Annotated in this window: 16 protein-coding genes; all 16 read right to left on the bottom strand. The window is 38.7% G+C overall.

The window, feature by feature from the left end; all coding sequences use genetic code 11:
- Positions 1-27: 27 nt before the first annotated feature.
- A complete protein-coding gene (rimP, locus tag V7068_RS04855; RefSeq protein ID WP_499711332.1) occupies positions 28-498 on the bottom strand; it encodes a ribosome maturation factor RimP in 471 nt (156 codons plus the stop codon).
- 191 nt (positions 499-689) lie between these two features.
- Positions 690-5,006 carry a PolC-type DNA polymerase III gene (locus V7068_RS04850; protein WP_499711331.1) on the bottom strand — a complete coding sequence of 1,439 codons (4,317 nt, stop codon included), beginning with the start codon at positions 5,004-5,006 and terminating at the stop codon, positions 690-692.
- Positions 5,007-5,154: 148 nt separating this feature from the next.
- On the bottom strand, positions 5,155-6,855 hold the full coding sequence (locus V7068_RS04845; protein WP_499711330.1) for a proline--tRNA ligase: 1,701 nt from the start codon (positions 6,853-6,855) through the stop codon (positions 5,155-5,157).
- Between the two features lie 514 nt (positions 6,856-7,369).
- Complete coding sequence (gene rseP / locus V7068_RS04840; RefSeq protein ID WP_499711329.1) at positions 7,370-8,641, bottom strand: RIP metalloprotease RseP; 1,272 nt, start codon at positions 8,639-8,641, stop codon at positions 7,370-7,372.
- Positions 8,642-8,647: 6 nt separating this feature from the next.
- Positions 8,648-9,808 (bottom strand): 1-deoxy-D-xylulose-5-phosphate reductoisomerase, encoded by a 1,161-nt coding sequence (gene dxr, locus V7068_RS04835; protein WP_252290089.1) that lies wholly within the window; start codon positions 9,806-9,808, stop codon positions 8,648-8,650.
- A 51-nt stretch (positions 9,809-9,859) separates the two neighbouring features.
- Positions 9,860-10,654: a phosphatidate cytidylyltransferase gene (locus V7068_RS04830; protein WP_499711328.1), complete on the bottom strand. Its 795-nt coding sequence runs from the start codon at positions 10,652-10,654 to the stop codon at positions 9,860-9,862.
- A gap of 26 nt (positions 10,655-10,680) precedes the next feature.
- Positions 10,681-11,454, bottom strand: a complete 774-nt coding sequence (gene uppS, locus V7068_RS04825) for an undecaprenyl pyrophosphate synthase (protein WP_127759810.1) — start codon at positions 11,452-11,454, stop codon at positions 10,681-10,683.
- Between the two features lie 377 nt (positions 11,455-11,831).
- Positions 11,832-12,389, bottom strand: coding sequence for a ribosome recycling factor (frr, locus tag V7068_RS04820; protein ID WP_127759809.1), 558 nt, complete (start codon positions 12,387-12,389; stop codon positions 11,832-11,834).
- A gap of 1 nt (position 12,390) precedes the next feature.
- Complete coding sequence (gene pyrH / locus V7068_RS04815) at positions 12,391-13,113, bottom strand: UMP kinase (RefSeq protein ID WP_119116535.1); 723 nt, start codon at positions 13,111-13,113, stop codon at positions 12,391-12,393.
- Positions 13,114-13,272: 159 nt separating this feature from the next.
- Positions 13,273-14,157: a translation elongation factor Ts gene (gene tsf / locus V7068_RS04810; protein ID WP_499711327.1), complete on the bottom strand. Its 885-nt coding sequence runs from the start codon at positions 14,155-14,157 to the stop codon at positions 13,273-13,275.
- 143 nt (positions 14,158-14,300) lie between these two features.
- Positions 14,301-15,020, bottom strand: coding sequence for a 30S ribosomal protein S2 (rpsB, locus tag V7068_RS04805; RefSeq protein ID WP_252290081.1), 720 nt, complete (start codon positions 15,018-15,020; stop codon positions 14,301-14,303).
- A 158-nt stretch (positions 15,021-15,178) separates the two neighbouring features.
- Positions 15,179-15,817: a hypothetical protein gene (locus tag V7068_RS04800; protein WP_499711325.1), complete on the bottom strand. Its 639-nt coding sequence runs from the start codon at positions 15,815-15,817 to the stop codon at positions 15,179-15,181.
- Between the two features lie 113 nt (positions 15,818-15,930).
- Positions 15,931-16,701 carry a FliA/WhiG family RNA polymerase sigma factor gene (locus V7068_RS04795; RefSeq protein WP_499711324.1) on the bottom strand — a complete coding sequence of 257 codons (771 nt, stop codon included), beginning with the start codon at positions 16,699-16,701 and terminating at the stop codon, positions 15,931-15,933.
- Positions 16,702-16,809: 108 nt separating this feature from the next.
- The gene (locus tag V7068_RS04790; protein ID WP_499711322.1) at positions 16,810-17,313 is read right to left on the bottom strand and encodes a chemotaxis protein CheD; all 504 of its coding nucleotides are present in this window, start codon (positions 17,311-17,313) and stop codon (positions 16,810-16,812) included.
- Complete coding sequence (locus V7068_RS04785; protein ID WP_499711321.1) at positions 17,306-17,947, bottom strand: chemotaxis protein CheC; 642 nt, start codon at positions 17,945-17,947, stop codon at positions 17,306-17,308. The genes V7068_RS04790 and V7068_RS04785 overlap by 8 nt, the downstream gene beginning before the upstream one ends.
- A gap of 3 nt (positions 17,948-17,950) precedes the next feature.
- Entirely contained in the window at positions 17,951-18,424 is a 474-nt protein-coding gene (locus V7068_RS04780) for a chemotaxis protein CheW (RefSeq protein WP_119116542.1), read from the bottom strand.
- Positions 18,425-18,471 lie beyond the last annotated feature (47 nt).

Here is an 18,471-nt window from a genome sequence, read left to right as displayed (position 1 = left end):
ACGGATTTTAATAATAAAATATACATATTAAGAGAAGCTAATGGCTAATCTTGCTTTAGCTACTTTGTCATATGGAATGACAACGGTTTTCTTTCTTGTCTTAATCTTGACTTCTAACGTAACTTCCTGACCGTCAAACGCCATAAGAGTGCCTTCAAATTCTTTTTCATTTAAAATAGGCTCGTATGTTTTTATGTACACATTTTTCCCGATTGCTTGTTGAAAGTCTTTATCTTTCTTTAAAGGTCTTTCTGCACCCGGTGATGAAACTTCGAGAAAATAATTTTGTGGAATAGGATCAACCTCATCAAGCTTTTCACTTAATTTTTCACTGACAGTTCCACAATCCTCAATATCTACGCCTGTTTCTTTATCAATGTAGACACGAAGGAACCAGCTTCCTTCCTTAACATACTCTACTTCGACTAATTCAAGTTGTAAATCCTCAAGAATTGGTGTGACAAGTTCTTCTACTACTTCGGTTACCTTTTTACTCAATTTGTTTCCTCCAAACATGTGGCTTACGCGCTTGGTAATGGATTATTCTAATAATGGGTCAATACAAACACGAAAGAGTGGGTTTCCCCACTCTTTCCATTGGTTCCTCTTAGTATTTCCACTAAAAATATACCACAATTCAGTAATTTATGCAAATTAACAAGTTTTTTAAAGCCTCTTGTCAAGCTGTATCAAAACAATGATAACTGATTTTGGTCAGGCAGCGATTCTAAGCAACCTTGTTTATCGAGATATTCAAGAATCGTTTTTGAAACTTTTCCTCGTTGTTGCAAATCTTCTTTTGAAAGGAATTCCCCTTCCTCACGAGCACGCACAATATTGATTGCCGCATTCGTTCCAAGACCTGGAATCGAGTTGAACGGCGGAATTAATGAATTGCCTTCAATAATAAATTCATCCGCACTCGATTTATATAAATCTACTTTAGCAAATGAAAAACCACGCTCACACATTTCGAGTGCTAATTCTAACACCGTCAACGTATTTTTTTCTTTTGTGGATGCATCTAGCCCTTTGTCATTAATTTCTTCAATTTTTGAACGAATGGCTTGCGAACCACGTGTCATCGCTTCAATTTCAAAATCCTCAGCTCGAACCGTGAAATACGCAGCATAATAAAGCAGCGGCAAATGGACTTTAAAATAAGCAATCCGAACCGCCATTAATACATATGCCGCAGCATGGGCCTTAGGGAACATATACTTAATTTTTTTACAAGAATCAATATACCATTCCGGGACTTCGTTCTTACGCATTTCGGCTTCAAATTCCTCTGATAGCCCTTTCCCTTTCCTTACTGATTCCATAATTTTAAACGCAAGCGATGGGTCTAAGCCTTGATAAATTAAATACACCATAATATCATCACGACAACCAATTACTTCGCTTAGCGTACACGTTTTATTATGAATCAAGTCTTGCGCGTTGCCGAGATATACATCTGTACCGTGCGACAATCCAGAGATTTGTACAAGTTCTGAGAAAGTCGTAGGCTTGGTATCTTCTAACATTTGACGCACGAACCTTGTTCCGAATTCTGGAATACCAAGCGTTCCTGTTTTACACATAATCTGTTCTTCTGTCACGCCTAATGACTCTGGACTACTGAAAATTTTCATTACAACCGGGTCATCCGTCGGAATGGTTTTTGGATCAATGCCGCTTAAATCTTGCAGCATCCGAATAACGGTTGGGTCATCGTGTCCCAGTATATCAAGCTTTAAAATATTGTCATGAATCGAGTGGAAATCAAAATGCGTCGTTTTCCACTCAGAATTGCGATCATCAGCCGGGAATTGAATCGGTGTAAAATCGTAAACATCCATATAATCCGGCACAACGATGATGCCTCCTGGATGCTGACCTGTTGTTCGTTTTACACCGGTACAGCCGGAAACGAGACGATCTACTTCCGCACCTCGATAATGAAGATTATGATCCGCTGCATATCCTTTCACATACCCATAGGCCGTTTTCTCTGCTACCGTACCAATCGTTCCAGCACGATAGACATATTCCTCACCGAACAGTACTTTTGTATAGTTATGAGCACGCGGCTGATATTCACCGCTGAAATTCAAATCAATATCCGGAACCTTATCCCCTTTAAAACCAAGGAATGTCTCAAACGGAATATCATGTCCATCTTTTTTATATCGCGTGCCGCATGCTGGGCAATCTTTATCTGGTAAGTCAAAGCCCGAACCGACTGAACCATCATCAAAGAACTCTGATTTTTTACAATTTGGACACACATAATGCGGCGGCAAGGGATTCACTTCTGTAATTTCTGTCATTGTCGCAACAAACGATGAACCAACGGAACCACGCGAACCAACTAAGTATCCATCATCGAGTGATTTTTTCACCAATTTATGCGAAATTAAATAAATAACCGCAAAGCCGTGTCCGATAATACTTTTCAATTCTTTTTCAAGTCGTGCCTCTACGATTTCAGGCAAATCTTCACCGTAAATTTTCTTCGCCATGTCATAACTCATCTCGCGCATTTCTTCATCAGCGCCTTCAATTTTTGGCGTATACAAATCATCTTTAATCGGCTTCACTTCTTCAATCATATCAGCAATTTGATTTGTATTTGTCACAACAATTTCTTTCGCCTTCTCTTTACCCAAAAACTGAAATGCTTTAAGCATTTCATCTGTCGTACGAAAATGAACATCCGGAAGTTTATGGCGATTTAACGGATTAGCCCCACCTTGTGAACCAATTAATATTTTGCGATAAATTTTATCATTTGGGTTTAAGTAATGAACATTTCCCGTTGCAACAACGGGCTTATTTAGTTTTTCTCCTAGCTTCACAATATTAGAAATAATCGCCTCAAGTGATTTTTCATCACGTACATACTCCATCTCTATTAAATGCTGATATACTTCCTTCGGATGTACTTCCAAATAATCGTAAAACTCAGCGAGCTCCTCAACTTCCTCAAAACCTTTTTGCATCATCCCTTCAAATACTTCACCTTTATCACAGCCGGATCCAACTAAAATACCTTCGCGATACTTTCGTAACTGCGAACGAGGAATACGCGGCACACGATAAAAATAATTTACATGCGAAAGGGAAATCAGCTTAAATAAGTTTTTCAAACCATCTTGTGTTTGAGCAAACAATGTACAATGATATGGGCGTGAACGTTGATAAGCATTTCCTTGTCCCATATTATCATTGAACTGCTGATGATGAGTAATTCCTTTTTCAGCTGCATCTTTGAGCATTTTCAACAATAAATATCCTGTTGCCTCAGCATCATAAATCGCACGATGATGCTGGGTTAATTCGATATCAAATTTTTTACATAACGTATTCAAACGATGATTTTTAAATTCGGGATATAAAAAGCGACCAAGTTCTAGCGTATCAATAACTGGGTTACTCGCCTTCGGATGTCCCATTTGTTTGTAACCAATATTTAAAAATCCCATATCAAAGGAGGCATTGTGCGCAACTAAAATACTATCGCCTGTCCACTCGCGAAACTTTTCTAACACCTCTGGAACATCAGGAGCATTTTCAACTAAATCATCGGTAATCCCCGTCAACTCAATTGTCGTTGCTGATAATGGGTGATGCGGGTTTGCAAAGGATTCAAATCGATCAATAATTTCTCCTTCTTTAATTTTCACTGCTGCAAGTTCGATAATCGTATCATAAACAGCGGAAAGTCCCGTCGTCTCTACGTCAAACACAACATACGTATCATCAGCTAACACTCGATTGGCTTCGTTATAGGCAATCGGCACACCATCATCAACCAGGTTTGCTTCAACACCGTATAAAATTTTTATCCCATTCTTTTTGCCGGCACTATACGCTTCTGGAAAGGACTGAGCAACTGCATGGTCCGTAATAGCCACCGCCTTATGGCCCCACTTCGCTGCTTGAGCAACAAGTGCGGAAGTCGGAGTAACGGCATCCATTTGACTCATCGGTGTGTGCAAATGAAGCTCTACTCGTTTTTCTCCTTCTGAGGCTGTATCTTGACGACCTATTTTCGAAATTTCATTAATATCATTGGCGATCATCACGAGGTCACGAACGAATGTATCGTTCTGAATGCTTCCTTGAGCACGTACCCACATTCCTTTTTTTACGCGAGAAAGCATAACCGCATCTTCTTTATCGCGCGAAAACACTTTAACAAGGATAGAACTTGTATAGTCCGTCACTTTAAACGTCAACAAACTACGCCCACTGCGAAGCTCCTTCACTTCAGCATCAAACACAAATCCTTCAATCGCAATTCGGCGTTCTTCATCAATAATTTCCTCAATGCGACGGAAATCTGCATCTTCCTTAATTGTATAACCGATTTTAACAGGTCCTTCATACACACTGTCATCCACTGCTTGTTCTGATGCTTTCTTCTGCATTTCAACGAGTGCAGCAAATGCTTTGGCTTCATCTTCTTTTTGCTTCTCTTCAAGAAACTGTTGATAATCTTCTCCGCTCTCTTCAGGCAGAACTTCTGCCTCCAGTGATAGCGTCGGAAAACCGTAAGATTGATAAATATCTGAAATAAAACGCGAATATTTTTGCTTCAATTGTCCCGCTTCTGCCGCATTGCGGGCATTCACCATAAGACGATGACCAACAACCTTTGGCTCCTGTCCCTGTAAAAGAGATAATAATGCAGGAGACATGCCCTCAAGCTCCCCTAAACACTGCCTCCAGTAGTCCTTAACTAATTCTTCACTCATCTGTGGATTTACAACGTTAAGTGAAAAGGACACATTGGCAATCTGAGCAAAAGTACTCGTTAACTGTGTTCGAAGGCGCATATGCACGCTAGACGGTATTAGTTGTTGAAGCTTAAACAGAAAATGCCACGTTTTCGATTGTCGCTCAATCGATAACTTTTCAATTTCAGCCCCATTAAAAAATTGAACGAACGCATCGTCCGTTAAACCTAGTTGCTGGAGCAAGAGTTGAAATCTTTCTCGACCGCTATTTTGATCCATTCTCTCTCTCCTTATCTTAAATTTTTCTTAGAAATCCTTTTTGAACAGAGGTTATTATACCATACTCGAACACATTGTATGGATTAGAAACAGACAAACAAAAAACACCATTCATATGAATGATGTCTTTCGTGTCTATATGATTACATTAACCTAATAGCTCTCTAATTTTCGCTGCTAATTCAGAGCGAGTAACTTCTACTACTTCGCCTGACTTACGAATTTTCACTTCCAAAATACCTTCTGCTGCTTTTTTACCAACCGTTACGCGAATTGGAAGTCCAATTAAATCAGAGTCAGCAAATTTTACACCAGCACGTTCTTGACGGTCGTCCATTAATACATCAAAACCTGCAGCTTTTAATTCCGTATACAATTCTTCCCCAACAGTCGCTTGTGTCTCATCTTTCATATTCACTGGAATTAAATGCACTTGATATGGAGCAATATCTCCCGGCCAAACTAAGCCTTTTTCATCATTGAATTGTTCCGCAATCGCTGCAACCGTTCGAGACACCCCAATACCGTAACATCCCATAATCATCGGCTGTGTACGTCCATTTTCATCAAGATATACAGCATTCATTGCCTCAGAGTATCGTGTACCAAGCTTAAAGACATGACCAACTTCAATTCCTTTGGCAAATTGAATGGTACCGTTTCCGTCTGGAGAAAGATCTCCTTCTTGAATAAAACGAAGGTCCACATAAGCCGTTACAGTAAAATCACGGCCTGGATTCACATTGATATAGTGATAATCTTCTTCGTTCGCACCTGTAACTCCATTAACAATTGTCTCCACAGCTGCATCCGCAATAACCTCTATACCATCGCTTACACCGATTGGACCCAATGAACCAATTGCACAGCCAAGAATTTCTTTCGTAGCCTCTGGCTCAGCAAGCTCCACAACAGAAGCATTATAGTAATTTTTCAATTTAATATCATTAACTTCATGATCGCCGCGAACTAACACAACAACCTGTTTATCATCGACTTGGAACAGTAATGTTTTAATGCATTTCGTTGCATCAGTATCTAAAAATGCGGATACTTCTTCAATCGATTTTTGTCCAGGTGTATGCACTTTCTCAAGCGCTGCTTCTGCTTCTTCAGATTTTTCATATCTCGTAATAACCGGCGCCATTTCTACATTCGCCGCATAATCAGAGCTATCTGAATAAGCAATCGTGTCTTCTCCAATGTCAGAAAGAACCATGAATTCGTGAGTATCTTTTCCTCCCATCGCACCTGAGTCCGCAATAACTGCACGGAAATTTAATCCGCAGCGAGCGAATACATTCGAATACGCTTGATATAATCGGCTATATACTTCATCCAAGCTTTCTTGACTTGCATGGAAAGAATACGCATCTTTCATAATAAATTCACGGCCACGCAATAATCCGAAACGAGGACGTTTTTCATCACGGAATTTCGTTTGAATTTGATATAAAGTCAATGGCAAACGTTTATATGATTTTACTTCATCACGAATTAAGCTCGTAATGACTTCTTCATGTGTCGCTCCTAGTGCAAACTCACGATTATTTCGATCCTTTAAACGCATTAGCTCTGGCCCGTATGTATACCAACGACCAGACTCTTGCCAAAACTCAGCTTGTTGAAGGGCTGGCATTAATAGTTCAACTGCACCCGCATTATCCATTTCTTCACGAACAATCGCTTCTACTTTTTGTAACACTTTTTTCCCAAGCGGCATAAAGCTGTACACACCACTTGAATTTTGTCTCATATATCCTGCACGCAGTAACAACTGATGGCTCTTAATTTCAGCATCAGCAGGAACTTCTCTCAATGTAGGAATTAATGTCATACTTTGCTTCATCTTTGCACCTCTTCAAATACACATTTATACAAAACGAATATGGCGTTTTAAAGCCACCATTTATTTATGAAGGAATATATAGCAGAAGCATTTCCACTCACCCAATAAGGTTGCAGCACTTATTAAGTTTAGCGCAGCTCCACCTTTTTCCTTCAACCAAACAAAGCGCTTCTTAAAATCGAGCGCTGAAAAGAAAACAGTTCTTATCATCAAATAAGATTATACCGTACGATTTAGGAGGAAAACAAACTATTTTTAGAAAAATACGACTTGTCACTCCTAATGGAAAAGCCGATATCCATTCCTTATGCTTTACTTCTTTTAAGAAATTAAACTTTTTCTCCTACTCCACGATACCCCTCCCCCCTGCTGATGAAGGCGAAATAGCTGTAGTAAACTATTTTTTGATAAAACAATTCAGGGCCCATTTTACTTGAAATCAAGGTTCCAGAAATCTTTCGGCCTAGTCATAACAATACAAAAAAATCAGCAGAAAATCTTCTGCTGATTTCATTCATTCTATGAAAAAGCGCTGAATATCATTCCATGTTACAACAATCATTAACAGCATCAATAAAGCAAAACCAATGACATGTACAAGCCCTTCTTTTTGACGATCAACTGGTTTCCCTCGTAAAAACTCTACTAAGAAAAATAAAAGTCGTCCACCATCTAAAGCCGGTAGTGGGAGAAGATTCATAATTCCAAGGTTAATACTAAGAAGTGCTGCCCATTTCATTAAAACAAAAATCCCTTGTTGCGCCACTTCTTCTGTTGATTTATAAATCCCAACTGGACCAGACAAACTATCAATCGTAAAGCCGCCTGTTACAAGGTCGCCGAGAATGATAAAAATTTGCTTTGTCCAAAAATATGTTTGTGTAAAACCATATTGAATCGATTTTAAAATATCTTTTTCAACCGGCGGGTACACACCAATAATACCAATCGTTTTACCTTCTCGTTCGATTTCCTTAGGCACAACTGGAATCGTTAATGTTTCACCATCACGAACGACAACAAATTCAATTTCTTTCCCAGGGTTACCTTGAATATTTTCTTGCACATCTGTCCATGATGAAACTTCCGCCCCGTTCACCGATTCAACGCGATCTCCTGTTTGCAAGCCTGATGTAAGGGCCGGTCCATCTTCCGTTAACTTACCAAGCTTAGCTTCATCCACTTCCACCCCTTGAAACAAGCCAATAATAAGGAAGATAAAGAACGCCAACACAAAGTTCATCATCGGCCCAGCAAAAATCGTCATAGCACGGTGTCCAAGTGATTTAGAAGGAAATTGACGATCATATGGTGCAATTTGATTTTCTACTCCATTTTCTACGATAACAGCCTGAGGATGAATCGAAAATGATTTAAGCGTCTCTTCATCTCCTTCCTCAAATCCTGTTAAAAACAGTTTATGATCAAGATCCACTCGTTCTACTTCCACTAAACGAATATCTGGGTATTTATCTTTATTATTTAAAATAATTTTTGTAACATTTTCTTCTTCATCCATTACTAATCCAACACGATAACCCGGCTTAAGGTCCACGTTATCCGCATCTTCACCAGCCATTCGAACATAGCCGCCAAGCGGCAATAAACGAATGGTATATTGCGTTTCATTCTTTTTATACGTAAACACCTTTGGACCCATTCCGATGGCAAATTCACGACATAAAATACCAGCACGTTTAGCAAACACTAAATGCCCTAACTCATGAAAGAAAACAAGCGCTCCAAAGATAACGATAAACGCCAAAAGAGTTTCTACTGTTTGCAAAGCCCATCACCTCTTTTTCAATAATAATGTATGAATCAACTGTCTTGTTTCTTGATCGACTTCTTGAATCGTTGTTAAATCCGGATGAGCAATAACTTGATGGCGATTCATCGCTTGTTCAATCAACATCTCAATATCTAAAAAGGATATTTGTCCAGCTAGAAAAACAGCTACAGCGGCTTCATTAGCTGCGTTTAACACCGTTGGCATTGTGCCGCCCATTTTACCGGCGTCATAGGCATATCGCAAACAAGGGTATCGATCAAAGTCCATTTCCGCAAAATGCAGCTTGCTAAAATCGGCTAAATTTAATCGTTTTCTTCCGACAAGCGGCAAGCGATCTGGATATGTGAGCGCATATTGAATTGGAACGCGCATATCTGGTGTACCGAGCTGTGCCATGACACTTGAATCATGAAATTCAACCATCGAATGAATCACACTTTCTCGGTGCAATAGTACATCAATTTGTTCATATGGTAGATCAAATAGCCAATGCGCTTCAATGACTTCTAGCCCTTTATTCATCATCGATGCCGAATCGATTGTAATCTTGGCTCCCATTGACCAATTCGGATGATTCAGCGCTTCTTCTACTGTTACCCCAACTAACTGTTCACGCGTCCGATCGCGAAAGCTGCCGCCAGAGGCTGTAATGACAAGACGTTCAATATTCTTCTCCTGCTCCCCCTGCAATGCTTGAAAAATAGCTGAATGCTCGCTATCTACCGGAAGCAGCTGTACGCCGGCTTGTTTGACAGCATTCATAACAAGATGCCCTGCTGTCACCAGTGTTTCTTTATTAGCAAGAGCAATGTCTTTACCAGCTTCAATCGCTTGAAGTGTTGGACCAAGGCCTACGCTGCCAATTACAGCATTCACCAAAATAGAAGCCTTCTCATAAATTGCTACGGCGACAAGTCCTTCTTCTCCATACATGAAAGTCATGTGTTCATGACCAAATTCACTCTTTAACGTATCACAGTCTTCTTTTGTGTGTACAGATACAAGCTCCGGCTTAAATTCGTTTATGTATGTTCTTACTAAATCTATGTTTCTTCCCGCTGATAACGCAACTAAACTAAATTGTTCGGGATGATTTCGTACAACATCGATTGTTTGTTGCCCAATCGATCCTGTTGCCCCTAACAAACTAATATACTTCAATTCCCATTCCACTCCTAACGACTACTCGACACACGCTTATTTATATCTTTATTACCAAATATGAAATAAATGTAGAATTGGCAAAATAAATATTAAACTATCCATTCGATCTAAAATTCCACCATGTCCTGGCAGCAGCTTCCCTGCATCCTTCACACCATAATGGCGCTTATAAGCGGATTGAACAAGATCGCCTAATTGACCAAATATCGATATTATAAGGCTCATCACCAATACTTTAACTAAAGAAAACGAATCCTCAAAAGATGTAAATAAATAAAATCCTATTCCCACAATGAGACCGAACACCAAGCCGCCGAAAAATCCTTCAATCGTCTTATTCGGACTGATTTCCGGCCACAACTTCCTCTTACCAATCGCTTTACCGACAAAGTAAGCACCTGAGTCCGTTGCCCAAATCGTGAACAACGCATAGAAGATATATACTAGCCTAGCTTCACGTGTCACATACATAAAATAAAAACCGATGCCCACGTATACAATCGCTAATAATAAAAATCCAGCATCATCAAATGTAAAGCGATTTTTCGATACAACAGAAAAAATTAAAAATAATAGCCCGCCAATTAGCATGATTTGAGTTTTATCATAATCATTGTTTGTTAAAAAATTTGTATACTCCTGCGGCAATAATATAATCCACAATAATACATACGAGATAACTGACACAAAGGAAAGTTTGTGCAAGTTCTTCATTCTTAATAATTCATATAATCCAATTGTAGCCATTGCATACACTAACAGCAAAAATGGCAACTTCCCAACAATCACAAGCGGAACAAAAATGGCCGCTGCAATGATTGCTGTAATTATTCGTTGCTTCATACCTCTATTAATCCTCACCTTCTAAATTAAACGCCACCGTATCTCCGCGCACGCTTTTGATACACTTCAATCGCTTCAAGCAAATGTGTTTCATTAAAGTCCGGCCATAATACTTCAGTAAACCATAATTCCGTATAAGCCAACTGCCATAACATAAAATTACTCAAACGAATTTCACCACTTGTCCGAATTAATAAATCCGGATCTGGCAAAGTGCCTGTCATTAAATAACGAGAAAAGACATCCTCTGAAATGTCACCCTTTAATATACCCTTTTGTGCATCTTTTAAGACATTATTCACGCCCTTTACAATTTCAGCGCGGCTGCCATAGTTTAAGGCAAAATTTAAAACTAAGCCATCGTTATCTTTCGTATCATCGATTGCCCTTTGAACCGCACGCTGAGTATGGGCCGGAAGAGTAGTGAAATCACCAATCATTTCCACTCTTACATTTTCTCGAATTAACTCCGGCAAAAACGAACCTAGAAATTCTTCAGGCAATTTCATCAAGTACTCTACTTCGGTCTTTGGTCGTTTCCAATTCTCTGTAGAAAAAGCATAAACGGTTAACGCACTAACCCCCAATTGATTAGCCATTCTCGTAATCTTACGAACAACTTTCATTCCTTCATGATGACCGGCCACACGAGGAAGTGCTCTTTTTTTGGCCCAACGTCCGTTCCCATCCATAATGATTGCAATATGCTGAGGAACTCCAAACTCTCTTATACGCTGAATTCGATCTGTTAAATCGGAAGAAGCATCCTTCTTAACGAAACGCTTCCATATTGAATACATATTCTAGTCCCCCAATAAATACACTTTATAACAGCAACATCTAGATTATTATACTAAACAAAACGTCAGTATGCGAAAAACATTCTTTTTAAAAAGCAAAAGAATTTACTTAATCATATCAAAAAAAGCAAAGAACTCCTATTATTATTACAAAAAAGACTCGTTTCCTGATTAAAAAATAGGCCCATTACCTCTATTCTTTTCACTCGAAATATGTAACTCCTTCAAATAAAAAAGAGCCTTCTCCACCCTCATGTATGCAGCAACATTTCGCAAGATCATAAAAAAGGTTCTCAACCGCTGTTATTGCATAACATGTTTTATGGATTAGGCTCTTTTTCTCAATACACTTATCTAAAAATAAGTATCTAGCTCGATTATACAGCTAAAATTTCTTGTTCTTTATCTTTCGTAATATCATCAATTTTGCTGATATGTTGATCCGTCATTTTTTGGATATCATCTGCATACCCACGTAAATCGTCTTCTGTAATTTCACCGTTTTTCTCAAGCTTCTTCAGGTCATCATTTCCATCGCGACGAATGTTACGAATAGCAATTTTCGCTTCTTCCGCTTCTTTCTTCACAACTTTTACAAGCTCTTTACGGCGCTCCTCTGTTAAGGCAGGAATAGCAATCCGAATTAATGAACCATCATTTGTAGGATTTAATCCTAAATCTGATTTTAAAATCGCTTTTTCAATTTCACCCAAAATAGTTTTATCATACGGTTGAATAACTAAAAGCCTTGCCTCTGGAACTGAAATACCCGCCAATTGGTTAATTGGTGTCGGTGCACCATAATAATCAACGAAAACTTTGTCAAGTAAAGAAGCATTAGCACGGCCCGCACGGATTGTAGCTAATTCTCTTGTATATGCACTAATCGCTTTTTCCATTTTCGTTTTTGCATTTGAAATGACTTGTTTTGGCATCTTATTTCCCCCTTACGATTGTTCCTAAAGTTTCACCTAATACAGCGCGTTTAATATTACCTTTTTCCATGATTGAGAAGACAATTAATGGAATGTCGTTATCCATACAAAGCGATGATGCCGTTGAATCCATAACTTCTAACCCTTCTTTTAGCACATCTAAATAAGAAAGTTCATCATATTTCACAGCATTTGCATTTTTCACTGGGTCAGCATTGTAAACACCATCTACGTTATTCTTCGCCATTAAAATAACATCTGCTTCAATTTCGGCTGCTCTAAGTGCTGCCGTTGTATCAGTAGAGAAGTACGGATTCCCTGTACCTGCTGCAAAAATAACAACTCTTTTCTTTTCCAGATGACGAATCGCTTTTCTGCGAATATAAGGCTCGGCTACTTGTCTCATTTCAATAGACGTTTGGACGCGCGTCTCAATTCCAAGCTGCTCTAAACTGTCTTGTAAAGCTAACGAATTCATAACCGTTGCCAGCATTCCCATATAGTCGGCATTCGCACGGTCCATGCCCATTTCACTTCCAATTTTCCCACGCCAAATATTACCGCCTCCAACAACAACGGCTACTTCTACGTCTAAATCCGCTACTTCTTTTACTTGCTCAGCAATAGACTTAATCACTTTAGGATTAATACCAAAGCCATCTTCACCGGCTAATGCTTCACCACTTAACTTTAAAACGACACGTTCATATTTCGCGTTACTCATAAGAACCTCCAACTATGTAATCTTCTTTTGAAAAGCACAACCGGCTCAATCAAAACCAGCCGCTTACGCCTAACATCACGAAAGCATAATCAGCTTAATCATGACGGTTCAAAAATAGGGAACACCATAGTGTCCCCTATTCAATCCTTTTTGTTACAATTAGTCTTTTTTCACTTGCGCCATTACTTCTTCAGCGAAGTTATCTTCGCGTTTTTCAATCCCTTCGCCTACTTCGAAACGAATGAATGATTGAATTTTTCCGCCTTTTGATTCAACAAATTGACCTACTTTAACATCTGGGTTTTTAACAAATGCTTGTTCATTTACACAGATTTCTTCGTAGAACTTGTTAATACGACCTTCTACCATTTTAGCAACGATTTTTTCTGGTTTACCTTCGTTAAGCGCTTGTTGTGTTAAAACTTCACGCTCACGTTCTAATTCGCTAGCATCTACTTGGTCGCGAGAAACATATTTAGGGTTGATTGCTGCGATGTGCATAGACACGTCTTTCGCTGCTTCTTCATCAGTTGTTCCTTCAAGAACAGAAAGTACAGAGATACGTCCACCCATGTGAAGGTATGCACCGAAAGCATCGCTATCTGTTTTTGTTACTACTTCGAAACGACGTAAAGATAATTTTTCTCCGATTGTAGCAATTGCAGCATTGATATGATCTGCAACTTTTGCACCATTTTCCATTGTTTGCTCAAGCGCTGCTTCAACAGATTCAGGATTATTAACAAGAATGTGATTTGCAAGCTCTTTTACAAGCGTTTGGAACCCTTCGTTTTTCGCAACGAAGTCTGTTTCAGAGTTTACTTCAAGGATTACTGCTTTGTTTCCTTCAACAAGGATAGAAGTTAATCCTTCCGCCGCAATACGATCACCTTTTTTCGCTGCTTTCGCAATTCCTTTTTCGCGTAGGAAATCAATCGCTTTTTCCATATCTCCATCTGTTTCTACAAGTGCCTTTTTGCAGTCCATCATACCAGCGCCTGTTTTTTCGCGCAATTCTTTAACTAACTGTGCAGTGATTGCCATATTATTACTCCTCCTCAATACGGATACATTTTATTCAATTTGTTATTATTTTGCCAAAAACTACATAATTTTATGTAGGTGATAATTTTGCAAAAAAAAGGGATAAAAGGCATTATCCTCTTATCACCTTTTTTGTGGCTCAATTAAGCAGTTGTAGTTTCTGTTTCAATTGCTGTTTCTTCGCCTTGCTTAGCTTCTAAAATAGCATCTGCCATTTTACCTGTTAATAACTTAACAGCGCGAATCGCATCGTCATTCGCAGGAATAACTACATCGATTTCGTCTGGATCACAGTTTGTATCAACAATACCAACAAGTGGAATGTTTAATTTATGTGCTTCAGCTACAGCAATACGCTCTTTACGTGGGTCGATAACAAAGATTGCGTCTGGAATAGACTTCATTTCTTTAATACCGCCTAAGAATTTTTCTAAGCGATCCCACTCTTTTTTAAGTTGAATAACTTCTTTTTTAGGAAGTACGTCGAAAACGCCATCTGCTTCCATTTTTTCGATGTCTTTAAGACGTTTAATACGCTTTTGAATTGTTTCAAAGTTTGTTAAAGTTCCACCTAACCAGCGTTGGTTTACATAGAATTGACCTGAACGAATCGCTTCTTCTTTAACTGATTCTTGAGCTTGTTTTTTCGTACCTACGAAAAGAACAGTTCCTCCGTTAGCTGCGATTTCTTTAACGAAGTTGTAAGCTTCTTCAACCTTTTTCACTGTTTTTTGTAAGTCGATGATGTAAATTCCGTTACGCTCCGTGAAGATATATTTCTTCATTTTTGGGTTCCAACGGCGTGTTTGGTGCCCGAAGTGTACACCAGCTTCAAGCAATTGTTTCATTGAAATAACTGACATTATAATTTCCTCCTAAATGGTTTTGTTTTTCCTCCGCTTCGGTCATTTTCCTACAGAAACTGTTATGCACAGCACCATCTGTTTGAATCGCAAAGCGTGTGTATTAACACCATTTCATAATATAGCATACATGTAAAACACAATCAAGTACTATCTATTCATTTAATTTGAAACTTTAGTAAAAGTTCAATTTCAGTTTTTCCTCGCTTTAAGGATTTTGCAATTTCTTCAACTGATAAACCTTGTTCTAAAAGCACAAGCGCCTGTTCATGAAGAGTTGGTTCTAAGGGGAGAGCCTCCCCATTTAGCGACGTTTGTAACGTATCAGAAAAGCTTGGATGCACACTTTCGTTCCGTTTATCCATCTCCTTCTCTTTCGATTCAGCTGATAGCTCTAAACGATCATTCTTAGGAATCGGCAAATCGAATTCTCTATCCTCTTGTTTAAGTGATGGATTTGTATAAGCAGCTACTGCTTTATGCTTTATCGTATGTACCGCTGCCTCCTCAGACTTTTCAATGACAACGGCAGTTGCCGCATGAGACGACTCTATTTGTTGTTCTTTGTTTTCTTTAGCTTCTGTCAATCCCTTTTGCATAAGCTTCTCTAGCAAAGCTTCGTTTTCTTCTTTCATTTCTATAATATAACCTGTCATTAACTCTTCCATTTCTGCAATAACAGCCTTTTGATTTTTTTCCGCTTGATGAAAACGATTTTGACGTGCAAATAAAACAATAATGGCAAATATCGTAAAAACATTCAAAAGAAAGAGTATAAACATGAATAATACTGACATAGAATCCCTCTTAACCGGAATCGTCCATCGCTTGCCCTTGGTAAGGATAAGGCCGACTTTTGTCCGGTAGTTTTTTCTCTTTTTCTTTTTATTTTGCTTTAAAAACGGTTCTATTAATCGTGCTTTACACCTTGCATCATATTGCGCAATTTATAAATGGACCTTGAATGAATTTGTGAAATTCTTGAGGTAGATAACCCCATTACTTGACCGATTTCGGTTAAAGTGAGTTCTTCTTTATAAAAAAGTTGTAGAACAAGCTGCTCCTTCGCATTTAATGTTTCAATCATCTTAGATAATTCTACATACGATTCTTCTTGTAACAAATAATCTTCAGGAAGCCTTGCATGCTCATCTTTTATATGAAAACTAGCACTTTCTTTTTCTTCTTGATCTTGTGGGTGCTCATCTATAGACAACACATTAGCAAAAAAGTTTTCATTTAATGCGGCATATACATCATCTTCTGAAATATTCATCTCTGCAGCAACTTCTGCTGGCGTAACATTCCTCATTAGCTTTTGCTCTAGTTTTTCGATAGTCGCTTCAATTTTTTTTGATTTTTCCCTTGCACTGCGCGGCAGCCAATCTTCTTTTCTTAAACCATCAAGAATAGCCCCTCGAACGCGAAAAGAAGCATATGTATCAAATTTAAAGTCTCGCTCTGGGTCAAAACGTTCTAACGCATCAAACAACCCCATCATCCCTAAACTTCTTATATCATCACGACTAACATTTTTTGGCAGATTAACAGAGATGCGCTGCACATGATAAGAAACAAGCGGAAGATATTTTTCCACTAATGTATTTCCCGCTTGTGGATCGCGACAGTCAATCCAATTTTTCCAACATAACTGCTCTTCTCCGATAGTCAGCTGAGACATGGGATTCCTCCTAACATCTTTTTAATATAAGGCCAGAGAAAGTTACTTTTTGAAGCTTTTTTTCAACTAGCCTTTACCTAATCCAATGAAAAGTGATTTAATCTATCATTATATATTTCTCATACCTTTATTAACGGTGCGAATAGTAAGCAAACAAGTTTTGGGATTAAATTCAATCGTTCGTCCGCTATTCCCCCCGACATCTTCCGCTATAATTGGAATATTTAAATTAGCTAATCCCTTTCGAACAGCCTCTACATTTCTGGGCCCGATTCGCATCATATCTCCACCGGAGAAGAATTGAAACATTTGTGCACCGCCAGCCATTTTTGCTTGTAATACCGAAGCTCTCGCACCCTGTATTACAAGTCGATCAACTAACTCTTTAATCGCTGTGTCAGCAAACTTAGCCGTATTGATGCTGCCAGATTTAGCAAGAGATGAATCCGGCAGCATCACATGAGCTAGTCCAGCTAGTTCTTTCTTTTCATCATAAACAATAACGCCTACACATGAACCTAAACCTGATGTTCGTATCAATGATGGAGATTTAACAATATTCATATCCGCTATTCCAACTTTCACAATATGGGGATCTCTCAGCTCAACCATCTGTCGCCACTCCTAATGAGTTAAAAATAACTTCAAAAGAATCTGGATCAGGTAATAAAAAGAAATGGCCATTCATCGCACCTGATCCATCCCCTTCCTTCTCAAGAACCGTATCAATCACAATCGCATAATCACTTACTTGCGAAAGCTCCAATAACCCAAAGCTAATCGTTGCACCAACCATGTCAATCGTAAGCGATGGTACAGATGGATAGAGATGTAAATTAGTAAAGTCAGACAGCGAAGATAAATAAGAACCGGATAAAATATTTCCTAACTCCTGTAAACAAGACAATGGCATTTCTGAGTGGGGGGACTCTGATTCAAAAGCGAATGAATCATTCCCAATCATCCGTTGAATAAAATAAGTAGCAGCTGGCAGGGATAGAATAAAGAACATGCTTCCAGTCACATCCCCCTCAAGCCTTAAAAATACGCTCGCAACTACATTTTCCGAACCGCCTGCCAATTCCATCATTTGATCGAAAGAAACAATCCGTACATTAGGAACGCTCATCTCAATTTTTTGATTCAAGATTCCGGAAAGGGCGGTTGCTGCATGAGCTGCTCCAATATTCCCAATCTCTTTCAATACATCGAGATGCAAACTATTAATTTTCTCAATAAAAGACATGTTTTAGCCTTCTTTTCTCATAGATTCTTGAAGGGCATCTAATGAAAGGGTCTTCTCTAGGTTCACCAGGATTAATAACCGTTTATCAATTTTAGCAACACCGCTAATATACTCATCTATACGATGGCCAACCACTTCAGGCTGAGGTTCAATACTAGCAACAGGAATATCCATTACATCATTGGCTGAATCCACGATTAATCCCACTTCCATCCCCTCAATCACTACAATGATAATTCTTGTAGATTCGTTATAAACAACTTCATCAAAACCAAAACGAATTCTTAAATCAATGATTGGCGTAATCACACCTCGTAAATTAATGACACCTTTAATAAATGGCAATGTTTTAGGTACTCTCGTAATATGTAGGAGCTTTTCAATCCCTCTTACACGCTCAACTGGCAAGGCATATTCTTTGTCTTTAATTTGGAATACAATAATCTTCATCTCTTGCTCCGTGGATACTGCTGTCATGCTCTTCTCCTCCTTTTCTTCTAAATTTATGTATTTTTGAACAAAAC

It is taken from the genome of Bacillus sp. JJ634 (assembly GCF_036962285.1).
Classification (GTDB): Bacteria; Bacillota; Bacilli; order Bacillales; family DSM-1321; genus Peribacillus; species Peribacillus asahii_A.
This window is presented reverse-complemented; position numbering and strand designations above follow the sequence as displayed.

Bases quoted from the DNA above. Each gene is read 5' to 3' on its own strand.
- rpsB (WP_252290081.1), bottom strand. From the start codon at position 15,020: ATGTCAGTTATTTCAATGAAACAATTGCTTGAAGCTGGTGTACACTTC.
- V7068_RS04780 (WP_119116542.1), bottom strand. From the start codon at position 18,424: ATGACAGCAGTATCCACGGAGCAAGAGATGAAGATTATTGTATTCCAA.
- V7068_RS04800 (WP_499711325.1), bottom strand. From the start codon at position 15,817: ATGTCAGTATTATTCATGTTTATACTCTTTCTTTTGAATGTTTTTACG.
- V7068_RS04845 (WP_499711330.1), bottom strand. From the start codon at position 6,855: ATGAAGCAAAGTATGACATTAATTCCTACATTGAGAGAAGTTCCTGCT.
- V7068_RS04785 (WP_499711321.1), bottom strand. From the start codon at position 17,947: ATGTCTTTTATTGAGAAAATTAATAGTTTGCATCTCGATGTATTGAAA.
- frr (WP_127759809.1), bottom strand. From the start codon at position 12,389: ATGCCAAAACAAGTCATTTCAAATGCAAAAACGAAAATGGAAAAAGCG.
- tsf (WP_499711327.1), bottom strand. From the start codon at position 14,157: ATGGCAATCACTGCACAGTTAGTTAAAGAATTGCGCGAAAAAACAGGC.
- uppS (WP_127759810.1), bottom strand. From the start codon at position 11,454: ATGTATTCAATATGGAAGCGTTTCGTTAAGAAGGATGCTTCTTCCGAT.
- V7068_RS04830 (WP_499711328.1), bottom strand. From the start codon at position 10,654: ATGAAGCAACGAATAATTACAGCAATCATTGCAGCGGCCATTTTTGTT.
- V7068_RS04790 (WP_499711322.1), bottom strand. From the start codon at position 17,313: ATGGTTGAGCTGAGAGATCCCCATATTGTGAAAGTTGGAATAGCGGAT.
- pyrH (WP_119116535.1), bottom strand. From the start codon at position 13,113: ATGAGTAACGCGAAATATGAACGTGTCGTTTTAAAGTTAAGTGGTGAA.
- V7068_RS04795 (WP_499711324.1), bottom strand. From the start codon at position 16,701: ATGTCTCAGCTGACTATCGGAGAAGAGCAGTTATGTTGGAAAAATTGG.
- V7068_RS04850 (WP_499711331.1), bottom strand. From the start codon at position 5,006: ATGGATCAAAATAGCGGTCGAGAAAGATTTCAACTCTTGCTCCAGCAA.